This window comes from Microbulbifer sp. MKSA007, assembly GCA_032615215.1.
Taxonomy (GTDB): Bacteria; Pseudomonadota; Gammaproteobacteria; order Pseudomonadales; family Cellvibrionaceae; genus Microbulbifer.
In genome coordinates, this window is sequence record CP128433.1 from 5,144,760 (window position 1) to 5,158,406 (window position 13,647).

Here is a 13,647-nt window from a genome sequence, read left to right on the forward strand (position 1 = left end):
TCCGCCTGTGACAGGAATTAAAAACAATGACTAAGTTCAATACTTTGGCCCTGGCTATTGCCAGCTTGGCCGTGCCCGCTATTTGCGCCGCAGAAGACAGCAACAAACTGGAAGAAGTTAACGTCACCGTATCTCCCCTGGATAAGCCCGCCGACGCAGTAGCTGCGCCGGTATCGGTGCTCTCCGGCGAGACCCTGCGCAAAGCCGCTTCCGCCACCCTGGGCGAAACCCTGAAGAACCAGCCGGGAGTGGCCAACGCCTCCTTTGGCAGTGGCGTGGGCCTACCGGTTATTCGCGGCCAGAGCGCCAACCGGGTGAAGATCCTGAACGACAATCTGGATGTCTCTGACGCCTCCAACACCAGCGCCGATCACGCCGCCAGTATCGAACCTCTACTGGCGGAGCGCATCGAGATACTGCGCGGACCGGCGGCACTACGCTACGGCAGCGGCGCTATCGGTGGGGTGGTAAATATTATCGACGGTCGCATCCCCACTGACGTACCCGAGAAAGTTGAAGGCGCGGTTGAGATGCGCCACGACACTGCCAACAACCAGGATGCCTCGGTATTCCGCTTTACCGGCGGTGCCGGGCAGCTGGCCTGGTACTTCGACGGTGTCTACCGCGAAAATGACGACACGGAAATTCCCGGCCTCGCTATTGTCGAGCACGAGGAACACGAAGAACACGACGAGGACGAAGGCGAGCACGAGGAAGAATTCAACACCGACGGCTACGTCGGCAACACCAACGCCCGCGCCCACAGCTACAGCGGTGGAGTTTCCTGGATTACTGAAAGTGGCTATATCGGTCTGTCAGTAAACAAGCTTGAGAACAACTACGGCATTCCTCTCGGCACTCACGAGCACCACCACGATGATGAGGAGCACGACGAGGACGATCACGAGGAACACGAAGAGCATGAGGAGGAGAGCGAAGTCGAAGCTGTGCGTATCGATATGGCGCAGACTCGCTACGACCTCAAAGGCGAGCACCGCTTCAACAGCAACTATTGGGACAAGTTACGCCTGCGTATCGGCTATAACGACTACGAGCACGTAGAGTTGGAAGAGGACGCAGCCGGTACCCGCTATGCCAACGAAGCCTGGGAAGGGCGCTTGGAAATCACCCACGACAGCGGTAGCGAGTGGCGTGGCGCCTATGGCCTGCAGTTATCCGATAAAGACTTTACCTCTGACGAAGGGGCATTTATCCAGCCCTCCCGCACCCGCAGCGCCGGCCTCTTCACCATGAAGGAACGCGAATGGGGCAACTGGCACCTGGACCTGGGCGCGCGTATTGAGCGTGTCGATGTCGATCCTGAGTACGAAGAAGACCGTGACTTCAACCTGTTCAGCACCAGCGCTACCCTGCAGTACTTCCTGCAAGAGCACCAGCATATCAGCGTCGGTGCCACCCGCTCCGAACGCGCCCCGGTAGCCGAAGAGCTGTTTGCCGACGGCGAGCACCTAGCCGAGGGCACATACTTAATTGGCAACAGTGAACTGGACAAAGAGCGATCCATTAATCTGGAGTTGGGCTATCACCACCACAACGAAGCGGCCAGTGGCTGGCATGCAGCGCAGATTGAAGCCAGCGTCTTCTACAACCGCATCGGCGATTACATCTACGCGCAAAACACCAATGAGTTGTTTGAAGAAGAGCTGCCCATCTACGCCTATGGCAACCGCGATGCCACCTTCTACGGTGCTGAAGCCTCGGTGAAATTTCCCCTGCGCAGCAACTTCTACCTGACTCTGTTTGGCGATGTTGTGCGCGCGAGCTTCGACGAAGATATCGCCGGTGAGAGTTCCGATGTGCCGCGCATGCCTCCCCTGCGCCTGGGTCTCGCCCTGGGAGCAGAGTACGACCAGTGGGGTTGGGAATGGCGCACAGTCGAAGCTGCGGACCAGGATCGCGCCGGCGCCTACGAAGAAGAAACCGACGGCTATACCCGTATGGACCTGAGTGCCCACTACAACTTCAACATCGGCAGCAGCGACGCGGTGATCTTCGCCAGCGCCCGCAACCTGCTCGACGAAGAAATTCGCAACTCCACCTCACTACTGCGCGACTACGCTCCTGAAGCTGGTCGCAGCGTCGAAGCCGGTGTGCGGTTTATTTTCTAATAAACACCTGCTTCAATGGCCCCGCAGTGCTTTCCCAGCCTCGCGGGGCTGCATCTCCTACAATTCCGGCATAACCTATTTGTAGAAGTGCGCGGGAACATCGAGCCGCGCTGCGGCGTCATATGCGTGACACCACACGACAAATACACAGGGACAATGCTCTCCATGGCCTGGATAAAGCGCACTTTTATCGCACTTTTAATCGTTTTCCTGCTACTCGCTGGCGCCGTCGCCTGGCTGTTAGCAGGACTCGACATCAACCAATACAAACCCCAGTTAGAAAAACTCGCTGCCAAACAGGGCATCTCCCTGCAACTGGAAGGTGATATCGGCTGGCAGCTGTGGCCCAAGCTCGGCCTGCAACTTGAAGATGTACAGCTGGCACCATTAAAGCTGCCAAAACAAACTCTGGTGAAAGCAGAAAAAATTGCCATTGGCGTGGCCCTCAAGCCACTACTGCAACGCAAAGTAGAGGCTGAGGAGATAGTCCTGGTAGCTCCGCAAATTGAGCTCACCGTCGACAAAGAAGGGCGCGGCAACTGGGAGCTGATTAGCGAGGCCCTGGAAGCTCAGAGCAAGCAACCTCCCAAACTCTCTATCCCCAAGGAACAGGAAGAGCCATCACAACAACAGGTCGACCTGAGCCTGCAAAAGCTGCGTATCGAGAAGGGCGTGGTGCTCTACAGCGATGCCCAGACTAACAAAGAGTACAAAGTCCAAGACCTGCAGGTAAGCGTTATTAACCTGGTACCGGGTGGCGAACCGGGCAAACTCACTGCCGCAGCAGACCTTACCGGCAGCGACCTCAAACACCCGCTGAAGCTAAAAATTGATAGTACCCTCGCCCTGGACGAGGGCCTCAATGGGCTGCGCCTGCAACCGCTACAAGTAGACCTCACCTCTGAGAACAGCGCCAAGGCCAGCCTGCATATGCGCGGCTACCTGCGCAGGGACAGCAACACCCAACCCTGGCGTATACAACTAAACGTTAACGCCAATGCCGACCCTCTGCGCCCCTGGTTTGAACTGACGGGCACGGAAATCGATACCCGCGATAAAGCGGCACTGCAAAAGCTGAGTATCGAAGCGAGCGTGGAAGGTACCGAGCAAAAACTCGACCTGACACCACTGCAATTGAAACTGGACGACGTCACCTTTAGCGGCAACGCCCAGTTGCGCAACGCAGAAATGCCCGGGCTGGACCTGAACCTGCGCGGCGGCGCCTTTAACCTGGATAACTACCTGCCCCCTTCGAACGAAGATGAGGCTGGAGCCGCTTCGGCGGAACAAACCGAGGGAGTGGAAGCACAGAGTGCGCAGGCTCCCGCCGCTGAAAGCAAAAAGCAGGGAGAGCAGGCGGCACAGAGCGATCAAACTGAAACCGCAGAAAAACCAAAGAGAACAGTAGCTGCCAAACCGCCCGCAGCAGAACCCCTGCCACTGAGCGACCTGCGCGGCTTCAACGCCAATATCAACCTGGCACTGGACCAACTGCAAGCCGCTGACCTGCAAATGGACAGCCCAGAAATCCAACTCACTGTGGATAACGGCCTCTACCGACTGCAAAAATTGAGCGCCGATATCTATGGTGGCCAGCTGAACACGAATGGCCAGCTCAACGCTCGCGCCCAGTCCGCCGAGGCGCAGATGCGCGGCGGTCTCACCAATGTGGATATCGGCAAGGTCCAAGCTGCCCTCTTCCCCAGTGAAGAAGTCCAGCTGGCTGGGGAAGCCAGCGTTAACTGGAGTGCCAGCACCAAAGGTAAAACATCCACAGCTTTAGAGAAAAACCTGCGCGCCTCCGTTGAGGTTTCCAGCAAGGAAATGTCGATTTCTCCATTCAATCTGGAGAAAAACATGTGCCAGCTGTTCAGCTACGCGGAAAATACCGAAATGCCCACCCGGGACTGGCCCAACAGCACCGGACTGCAGGACCTTCGCGCCACCATCGCGGTGAAAGGCGACCAGGTGGATGTGAGCGAAATTCTCGCCGGTATCGAAAATATCGCCCTGACCGGTGACGGAGAGGTGGACCTGAAGAAACAGGACTTCGACTTCAAGCTCGGCCTGGCCCTGGTGGGCGAGAGCACCTCCGCCGACGGCTGTACCGTGCGCAACAAGCGCTGGCGCAACCGCCCGCTGCCGCTGCGCTGCAAGGGCGACTTCGACGATGTGAACATCAGCACTTGTAAACCCGACAGCCGCCGCCTCGACGACTTGCTGCGGGAAGAACTGAAGCACAAAGCCGAAAAGAAATATGGCGATAAAGTTGAAGAAAAGGTCGACGAACTGAAAGAAAAATTGAAAAATCTCTTCGGCCGCTAAGGCCCCGCTAAAGTGCACCGGGGCCCGCCCGGTGCACAACTCCAGCGTTCAACCACAGATTCCAGCCCGCAGTATCCCCATGACCCCAAAGCAGTTCCAAAATGCCGTCCTGAAATGGTTCGACAAACACGGGCGCAAAGACCTGCCCTGGCAGCAAGACATCAACCCCTATCGGGTTTGGGTGTCCGAAATCATGCTGCAACAGACCCAGGTCACCACGGTTATTCCCTACTTTGAGCGCTTTATGCAGAGCTTCCCCACCCTAGAAAGTCTCGCCCGCGCTCCCCAGGACAAAGTCCTGGCTCACTGGAGCGGCCTCGGCTACTACGCCCGCGCCCGCAACCTGCACAAATGCGCCCAGACGGTGCTGGAGGAATATGGCGGGGAGTTTCCCCAGGACGTAGAGGAACTGACCGAATTGAGTGGCATAGGCCGCTCCACCGCTGGCGCTATTGCCAGTATCAGTATGGGACTCAGGGCGCCGATCCTCGACGGCAACGTCAAACGGGTGCTGGCCCGTTTTCACGCAGTGGAGGGCTGGCCCGGACAGACCGCAGTTGCCAATCAACTGTGGCAACTGGCCGAGACCTATACCCCAAACCAACGCGTTAACAACTACACCCAGGTGATGATGGACCTGGGTGCCACCCTGTGCACCCGCTCGAAACCACGCTGCGAGGAGTGCCCGGTGAAAAAATCCTGTGTGGCTCACTCCCAGGGCAACCCACAGGATTACCCCGGCAAGAAACCGCGCAAGGAAAAGCCGGTGCGCAGTGCCACCCTGCTCTTGCTTGAACACAAAGGTGAAATCTATCTGGAACAGCGTCCGCCCAGCGGTATCTGGGGAGGACTCTGGAGCCCACCTGAAGCCGACAATACCAGCGACTGGCTCAAGGCAAAGCGCTGGCGTGCCAGTGACGTCCAAACCCTGCCGACCCTGCGACACACCTTCACTCACTTTCACCTGGATATTTCCCCGGTGTGGGTACAACTGAGCAAAGTCCCAGCACAGGTGGCGGAGAGCGGCGCTGGCTGGTATAAACTGCGGCGTTTAAACCGCCCTCGTGCGGCCCAGGAACTGGGGCTACCCGCCCCTATCGTCAAGCTGGCAAAACAACTACTGGCGCTGCAGGCTCCCCTGCTCACGCCGACCACTGCCGACTAAAACCAGGAGGAGTCCATGTCCAGAACCGTATTCTGCCGCAAGTACCAAGAGGAATTGGAAGGTCTGGATGCACCGCCCTTTCCCGGCCCCAAAGGCATGGATATCTTCGAGAACGTTTCCAAAAAAGCCTGGCTGGAGTGGATGTCCCACCAGACCATGCTGATTAACGAAAAGCACCTGAACATGATGGAACCCTCAAGCCGCGCCTACTTGAGCGAGCAGATGATGAAGTTCTTGAGCGGCGAGGAATACGACGCAGCCGACGGTTACGTTCCGCCGGAACAGCAGTAACACAAGGCCCCGAAGCTTCCCCGGCAAAGAAAAAAACTTTTTATAATCAAGGGGTTGACTCTGACCCGGGGAAGGGCTTTAATACGCGCCTCGCGACGCAGGGGAAGCCCAGCAAGATCGCAAAGCCCGGATAGCTCAGTCGGTAGAGCAGGGGATTGAAAATCCCCGTGTCGGTGGTTCGATTCCGCCTCCGGGCACCATATTAAAAAGCCTCATCCGCAAGGATGGGGCTTTTTTTATGCCTTTAAACTGCCTCCCCATCACCGCCACAGCGGTGCAACTGCCACTAGCAAAGCTCACAGATAAAACTCACGGTAGGGGCCAGCAGAAAAAGTAGGTCAATAATCAGAGCAACTTAAAAACACTAAAAGAAAGCGGTTCCCTGAATACAGTTTTGAATAGTACTTCCCCAGCTAGCGCCCTTGCCTTCAAATCACATTAGCGGCAACTTTCCGGCAATCAATTCCAGACAAATTTATTCTTTGCATTCAAGGATTTTGAGCAACAAAAAACATACCTGGCTTGAGCGGCCCAGGGAGGATCGAGGAGATAACATTGAAAACCCTCCTTTTATCATTTTTAATGAGGACGTTTTTTTTTGAATGATCTGAAAACCTATAATCAAAATGGTTTTCATATCTAAACTTTAGTAGATTAAAGCCGGCCCCCACCAAATAAGAACTTAACTCTTTTTTGGTATATTCGCGAATATGTCCTGGCCTATTATAATTCTCTCGAATCAACTCATATGGATTTCTACCAAATATAACCTGTAGCCTTTTATGTAAAGCTACGGCATTAGGTGTTTGAATTATAATAACCCCTCCCTTATTTAGCCGAGTCTTGAGAAAACTCAAAACCTGACTTGGAGAAGTACATAAATGCTCAATAACCTCAGAAAATATTATTATATCATATTTAGGAATGTCTGTTCTCCATAAAGATCTATCCCTACAATCATTTAAATTAAAATTAAAATGACGGGAAGTAGAGTTGGCATTTTCTCGCTCAAAACCCAATGTATCCACATTTTGAAATTTACTTTTCAGAGCTTCAGTAAAGCCAGACCTACCAATATCTAAGATACGAAATCCATCTTTATGATAATGGCTGACTGTATCAAATAGAATTTCAAACCTGGGAAAATGATACTTAAAATACCCACTATTAGCCCTCTTTTCGAGAAGGCTACTTAATTCTTTAGCCATAAAGATCCATTTTAATTTCAATACAACAATTGACATAGTACCAGATTACTGACATCAAAAAAGCTAACACTTCTTTATTGGTGAGAGTTTTTATTGATTACAAGTGGTGCTATCGTTTCACTTGACGGCATATCCCTACCACTTTCTCTACCCCACGATTGAGGCTTTCTTTAATCTATACTATCGAGCTCAATGCTACTCCATCTTCTATATGATCACAGTCAAACAAAAGCACAGTGGAGAATAACCTACGTCGATTACAGAAGACCTATCCCAGCATTCAAACCAGAAACTGGTAGATATATTTATTCAGATTTAAACGACGAAAATAATATTATACACTCCAAAAAAATAGAACTAATATAAAGTAAATTTTATAGGCTAGTCTTCTTCTGCACCTAATCAATAAAACTAATGGACACATTATTTTCAACTTGGATTTACAATACACCAATCAATCTTGACTCCAAAAATAATAATCACCTACATCTGACAAGTTAAAATTACACATCTATACTTACACACATTAAATATCAAGCCAATTTAAAAAAATGACATATCATAAAGCAATTCTTAACATATTTATTTGAACCAAAATAAAAATTTAAAATAAAGTTACTTACCTAAAAATTTGTTTTTAAGAAAAGTCAGCATCCTCTGGTAAACATTGCCGAATTAGATCCTTAGAATTTCTATTGATCCTCATATCCAAGAGAAGAATGCAGGTGAAAAATTCCAAATTCTAAGATCCGTAAATTTATGCTTACCCAGGACTACCCCTAAAAGTCAGTATTGCGTTGCAACTCTCAACTGATTGTTGAGGGATGCCGCCCCAACAATTATGTTATTTTTCTGAGAATATTCGGGTTTTTTGAGGTTATAAATTTTGTATTACTAGCTTTACGCAGTTGATAACAGATCCCCCCTTTTGGTCGATAGGAACTCCGGTCCTACCAGCTGTAGTCTTCCCTTACTAATTACGCTTATTAACCAAACTCAAGAAAAACAAATAAATAAATATCTACATCAAGACAGTTGAATTTTTATGTTTCTTACAATTACTGCCAGCCTGTACTTAAAACAGATGCAATACTCAAAGGAACGTCCTTACTCGACATTTTTTTAATTTTTAATACATCCAATGCCTGGCCAACTGGAAGCTGTGAACTCCCCCAAAATTGTCTTGACACATCATTAACATCGAAGGTTTTTAATAATCTATATAAAACCCCATCACGTGCCTCAACATAATAGTGCATCCAAAAATCAAACTTGTTCCCTGTTGGAGCAAATATCCCAATCACATTTACATCCAATTCACATAAATTGCTATTTTCTGGGTCAGCTGAATTTGGCTTGAAATTTCCATAATATATTTTATCCAGTTCCCACAACATACATGCTGTCATAACCGCATTAAATGTATTCACCGTTTCAAATCCAACATAAACTCCACACCAAGGGATTGTGAAGGCACCTTCCGGTTCAATAATGAAGGTAACATCATCATGGAATGTGCTTCTCCATCCATCATGATCTTTAGCGAGCCAAGTCTCGTAGTTCTTCGTCATGACTTGTCGTGCAACTGAGTCGTACTCGGACTTTGTCATCTCATATTTCTCCTTTGAGGTAATTTGCAGAAAATCCATTCATAAACACAAATAGACTTTCCTCAATTACAAATATTTCTTCATTTTACCTTCACTTTCCTTGGAATAAATTAATAGCTGTTTTGTAAAATTATTCCATCAAAAAACTAGGTGCAAAAATATAGACTGAGCACTCTCCAGGTAATGCCACCTTAATAAAGGTACGTTATATTTATAATACTGTTATTACTTATTTTCCTTATAGCACAGAAGTATCCATTGACTTCCGTCGCAATTTTCGTCTGTGTGCTTGCTGATCCTGCCCTTGCTGAGATTATGATGAATATCCATTAATTGGTGGAAGTTCAGCCGTCAGGCAGTTCATCCTCTCGCATTCATCCTTATTACTGCTAACCTTGGGCCTGCAAAGGAATAAGAATAAAGGGAATCAAAGCATGGCCCAACCATTTCACCTTGAGCGTTTTGTGACGGCGCAAGAAAGCTCTTATGAAAGTGCCCTGAGTGAGTTACATAGCGGCCATAAGCGCTCCCACTGGATGTGGTATATATTCCCCCAGATCTCCGGCCTGGGGCACAGCGCGACATCCGAACATTTTGCAATTAAAAACCTGGATGAAGCCCGGGCTTACCTGGAGCACCCTGTGCTCGGCCCCAGGCTCAAAGAGTGCTGCAAGGAGTTATTGCAACTGAATAATTACTCCGCCTACCAGATATTTGGCTCACCGGATGATGTAAAACTTAAATCATCCATGACGCTATTTTCTATCGCCGATCCCAAAAATAAGCTATTTGATGAAGTGCTGGAAAAATACTATGAAGGACAGAAGGACCTTCGTACTTTCGAGATACTGAAAGTTCCTGTCCAACATTAGTTGCCCACAAGGATGGGGCTTTTTTATGATCGAAAGGCTGGATGGTAATCATTATCTGAACCACTATATTGGCGTACAAGCTGTAGTATCCATACCCAGAGAATCTAATACCCTACCCGTATTAAATTGCCCTCACCATTAAAAGCTGAACAGATAAGTACCTCTTTACCCCCAAAGAAACTGTAAATCTTCTGCCCACCTTAGAACTCTCTCCATTCAATTTCTATTTGTTTTTTAACAAGGCTATTCCTACCCCAGCCTTGGACTCTCAATTTTTAGAAATCACGATTTGATACTAATGCTTACAACCCGGACCTGGTCGCTGTCTATAATGGTAACGGCAAATAAAATCCAAAGTTCAGTCAAATTAGTGACTTTCTATGGCACGAAGAGTCCCCAAAAAAATTGTCTTTATTGGCTCCAGTTCTATCTATGGAAAAGGTGATACAGAACTAGGCGGATTTGTTCAACGATTCCGGTTTCGGTTCGAAACTTTAGATCCCCATAATATAGTTTACGCTCTGGGAATATTCGGAGAGAACGCGAACTCTTTAGCCATAAGACTTTCCCGAGAACTGCCTCCAAGAAGTCCACACTTAATCGGGATATATCCTGGTTTCAATGATATTTGCCGTATTGGGGGACCAAAGGCTGAGAACTCTGTAGCGCTGGACTCTTTCCGTCAAACAGTGCGACAGCTGTTACAAACTTCTAAAACCATCGCGCCGTCCTTCCTAATGACAGGTATTCCGCTCGATGAGCAACGAACTACTCCCTTTCGGAATAGTGATAGCTATTTCTATCAGGCTGATGCGGACCTTTATAACCAAGCTATGAGAGAATCTGCCACTGCCGAAATGATCCCCATACTGGAGTTTGACAATTTATGGCGAGACCAGGAATTTATTACCCTTCTCTCAGAGGATGGCCTCCATGCAAACCCCAAGGGACATCAATTACTGTATGAACAGACTTGGAATTTTATCTCTAAAAATTACTTTTAGTATTTCTACATATTTTTCAATCAGAAAAATTATAAAAATATAAAGACTGGAACGATATTAAATAATTTATATTTGTTTTTTCATATCATAAAGATCAACCATACTTTACATATGCCAATTTTTTCTATTTCAAGCTTCCTTTAGATACACTAGAAGTAATTAAGATTTGAAGATGAAATATTCTATGGCCTTATTTGCATTGGCAGAAGAGGGCAGAACTTTGTTTAATACAATCCTGGAGAAATACTACGAAGGTCAAAAAGACCCTCGTACTCTGGAAATTCTAGTTATGCCGCAATAGAAACCGGGAACCCTCATTTAAGCCATCACTTTAACAGTCAGGCCGTTTGGGCGGCTTCCTCCTCCAGGTTGTCGCTGCCCAACAAGCGGTCCATCACCAGACAGGCTGTCAGATCACCAGTGACGTTCACAGCGGTACGGCACATATCGAGAATCCGATCCACCCCCAGAATCAGCGCAATACCTTCCGGCGGTACACCAATACCGGCCAGAATTGTCGCCAGGATTACGATACCGACGCCCGGCGTACTGGGAGAGCCAATTGAAGCGCCAACGGTAGTCACTGTCAGCCCCACTAACTGCGCGGTTGTCAGGTCGATTCCATATACCTGGGTTAAGAACACCGCAGCGATTACCTGATAGAGCGCTGTGCCATCCATATTCACAGTAGCGCCCAGGGGCACAATAAATTTGGCGATGGATGGTTTTACTCCCAGGGGACTTTCTGCAACTTTCATTGACAGCGGCATTACCGCAGCAGAGCTGGATGTGGAGAATGCCAGCAGCTGCACTCCGCTAATTCTCTGCAAAAATGTGATCGGGCCGACGGAGGTCACCAGGGAAACAATTATCAAGTAAAAACTGAGAAGAATAAGTAGTCCCAGAATCACGGTGCCCACATACACAGACATTCCCAGAATTGCAGTGAGACCCACGCGAATAGCAATATCTGCCAGGAGGCCAAATACGGCCAGGGGCGCAAACAGCATGGCCCAACCAACTACCTTAAGTGCCACCTCCTGAATAATGCCAAAAGCGTATACTGCGGTTTCCCGCTGCTTTTGCGGCAACAGCATCACTGCAACACCAATAAAAATCGCGTAGACCACCAGCTGCAACATATTGCGCATGGCGATACTTTCATTGAGGTTGGCGGGAATCAATTCAGCAATACGCTCGGGAAGCGGTTTGGTCTCCATCACCTGGGGGGCGCTCGCAACCTGTAACTCAGTGGCGGCGCTGAGCAGGGACTCATCGATATAGTCGCCGGGTTGGATCAACTGGACCAGGATAATGCCGATAATCACCGCAACAGTGGTAGTGCCGACAAAGTAGGGAGCGATGCGCAGCCCGACCCGTTTAAGCTGACTGACATTCCCGCTGCCACTGAGCCCCAGGATGATTGAAGACATAATCAGCGGTATCACCACCATTTGGATCATATTCAGAAAGATGGAGCCCGGCAGCTTAAACCAGCTGGCCAATGCCGCACTGAGATCCTGGCTCACCAGCGCGGCCCCTTCAGGAGATAGCAGCAGGCCGACAGTTAGCCCCAGGATCATGGCGACCACTATCTGCATCCACAGGCGAGTGCGCACCAGCACACCGAGGGATTCCACCATTCGGATCAGATAGAAATTTGTACCATTGCTCATTGTTGGTATTCCGGATTACCTGAAATAGTTAGAGGCATTATCTCCCAGGGCCATTAAGGAAACCTGACGGTCAGATCAAGTCCTGGGCTTATAAGACAGTTATTCGACGCCATTTATTGATATCAATACCAAAGAGAGCGCTGAGGCTCTCTTCATCTTTCACTATTTAAAGCAACAATTGGGCCTGAGTTAACGCCTGGGTGGTCCGGGAGGTCCCCGGTGGGAGAAATCGCACTGGCTTTGATTGCCGGCCAGGGCACAACCTCTCTCCCCTTTTAGGCAATGCAGGATATCGTTTTCTGCAGCGAGGTTGGCGTGGTAGTGGTAGCCCAGGTCGGCAAACTCGTGGCCACGGCATTCGTCCAGGTCATCGGGCTCGCGGCCATCGGCATTCTCCCGCGTATAGATCAGGTAGCCATCTATGGCGACACCGACAATCGCTGCATGGCTTGCGGCAGACGGGTAGGCTTGGCTGCAACCCAGGGCAGCGTGGTAGTGATAGCCCACATGGGGGTTTACATGACCACCACAGGCATCCACTGGCGCTAAGGTGTGTGCACCTAAAATTGCGCCGATAGGCGCGGCGATATCAAATTTAACCCCATTAAAAGCGACTCCATAACCGGAAAAACCATCGGGATTCTGCTTTGACTTGGCCTTGGCAGGCTGTACAGGAATCAGGTAGCGGGTATGAAAATCCGGGCCCATATAGCTGGCCAGGCACTCCACACAGTAATTGTTGTATTGCGACGCCACATCAGGCCGCGCGGCCATCTCGCAAGCCTGCTTCGAATCGGTAACCTTTATCGCCCCAGTTTTAGGATCATATAGGCTCCATTTTGGATCAGAGAAAAAGGTCGCAACATTTTTAACGAAAGGTCCATCAATCGGCACTATCTGCTGCTTGATAAACATCATGCCGCCAGACGTAATTGGGTCGACAACATTGTGTGGGCACCAGGGCCCCATTTTATGTTTGGGTTCAGCCTTTACCACAATCATCCAGCATTGGGTCTTGCGCCCCTCAGAGAGGGTGCAATCCACTTTTTAATTTCCTCAACCAGTGCGTCTTTGGCAAATAAGTGGGGGATACCCATTTGCTCGGTAAAATCGGAATGAGCGTAAACAGAAGAGTTCAAAAATATCAGCAGAAAAAATGCTACACGCATGGCGACCACTACCTGAACACTTGGAATGCTCAAGTTTAGCAGCGCTACCTCCCTCGCTAAGGAGCCTCTGAGCAACTCCGTAATGCCTCTGCGGGTCTTGAAGGCTGCAGATGTTAGGCGCAGCTTGCCGCGAATGGCTCTAGCCCTTTGCAAGGGCTGCAACGCAGCAGCTGTGGCCTTCAAGGCCCGCCCTTCGGG

11 protein-coding genes and 1 tRNA gene are annotated in these 13,647 nt (G+C 49.6%); 7 read left to right on the forward strand and 5 right to left on the reverse strand.

What is annotated here, in order from left to right:
- Positions 1-26 precede the first annotated feature (26 nt).
- The 5 genes from QT397_25885 to QT397_25905 all read left to right on the forward strand — a co-directional run bounded on the left by QT397_25885 (position 27) and on the right by QT397_25905 (position 6,110).
- A complete protein-coding gene (locus tag QT397_25885) occupies positions 27-2,129 on the forward strand; it encodes a TonB-dependent receptor (GenBank protein ID WNZ56222.1) in 2,103 nt (700 codons plus the stop codon).
- A 126-nt stretch (positions 2,130-2,255) separates the two neighbouring features.
- The gene (locus QT397_25890) at positions 2,256-4,454 is read left to right on the forward strand and encodes an AsmA family protein (GenBank protein WNZ56223.1); all 2,199 of its coding nucleotides are present in this window, start codon (positions 2,256-2,258) and stop codon (positions 4,452-4,454) included.
- A gap of 79 nt (positions 4,455-4,533) precedes the next feature.
- Positions 4,534-5,619 carry an A/G-specific adenine glycosylase gene (gene mutY / locus QT397_25895; protein WNZ58603.1) on the forward strand — a complete coding sequence of 362 codons (1,086 nt, stop codon included), beginning with the start codon at positions 4,534-4,536 and terminating at the stop codon, positions 5,617-5,619.
- Positions 5,620-5,634: 15 nt separating this feature from the next.
- The gene (locus tag QT397_25900; GenBank protein WNZ56224.1) at positions 5,635-5,910 is read left to right on the forward strand and encodes an oxidative damage protection protein; all 276 of its coding nucleotides are present in this window, start codon (positions 5,635-5,637) and stop codon (positions 5,908-5,910) included.
- 124 nt (positions 5,911-6,034) lie between these two features.
- Positions 6,035-6,110: transfer RNA gene (locus QT397_25905), tRNA-Phe, on the forward strand.
- Positions 6,111-6,398: 288 nt separating this feature from the next.
- On the opposite strand, the gene QT397_25910 is transcribed toward QT397_25905, so the two are convergent.
- Both QT397_25910 and QT397_25915 read right to left on the reverse strand, forming a co-directional pair.
- Entirely contained in the window at positions 6,399-7,118 is a 720-nt protein-coding gene (locus tag QT397_25910) for a methyltransferase domain-containing protein (GenBank protein WNZ56225.1), read from the reverse strand.
- Positions 7,119-8,176: 1,058 nt separating this feature from the next.
- The gene (locus QT397_25915; protein WNZ56226.1) at positions 8,177-8,728 is read right to left on the reverse strand and encodes a hypothetical protein; all 552 of its coding nucleotides are present in this window, start codon (positions 8,726-8,728) and stop codon (positions 8,177-8,179) included.
- Between the two features lie 434 nt (positions 8,729-9,162).
- Between QT397_25915 and QT397_25920 the strand changes: the two genes are divergently transcribed.
- Both QT397_25920 and QT397_25925 read left to right on the forward strand, forming a co-directional pair.
- Positions 9,163-9,600 (forward strand): DUF1810 domain-containing protein, encoded by a 438-nt coding sequence (locus QT397_25920; protein ID WNZ56227.1) that lies wholly within the window; start codon positions 9,163-9,165, stop codon positions 9,598-9,600.
- Positions 9,601-9,980: 380 nt separating this feature from the next.
- Positions 9,981-10,604, forward strand: coding sequence for a GDSL-type esterase/lipase family protein (locus QT397_25925; protein WNZ56228.1), 624 nt, complete (start codon positions 9,981-9,983; stop codon positions 10,602-10,604).
- Between the two features lie 338 nt (positions 10,605-10,942).
- On the opposite strand, the gene QT397_25930 is transcribed toward QT397_25925, so the two are convergent.
- The 3 genes from QT397_25930 to QT397_25940 form a co-directional block, all read right to left on the reverse strand.
- On the reverse strand, positions 10,943-12,280 hold the full coding sequence (locus QT397_25930) for a dicarboxylate/amino acid:cation symporter (protein ID WNZ56229.1): 1,338 nt from the start codon (positions 12,278-12,280) through the stop codon (positions 10,943-10,945).
- 189 nt (positions 12,281-12,469) lie between these two features.
- Positions 12,470-13,324 (reverse strand): YHYH protein, encoded by an 855-nt coding sequence (locus tag QT397_25935; protein ID WNZ56230.1) that lies wholly within the window; start codon positions 13,322-13,324, stop codon positions 12,470-12,472.
- Positions 13,279-13,632, reverse strand: a complete 354-nt coding sequence (locus QT397_25940; GenBank protein WNZ56231.1) for a hypothetical protein — start codon at positions 13,630-13,632, stop codon at positions 13,279-13,281. Before QT397_25940 ends, QT397_25935 begins: the two co-directional genes overlap by 46 nt.
- Between the last annotated feature and the right edge of the window lie 15 nt (positions 13,633-13,647).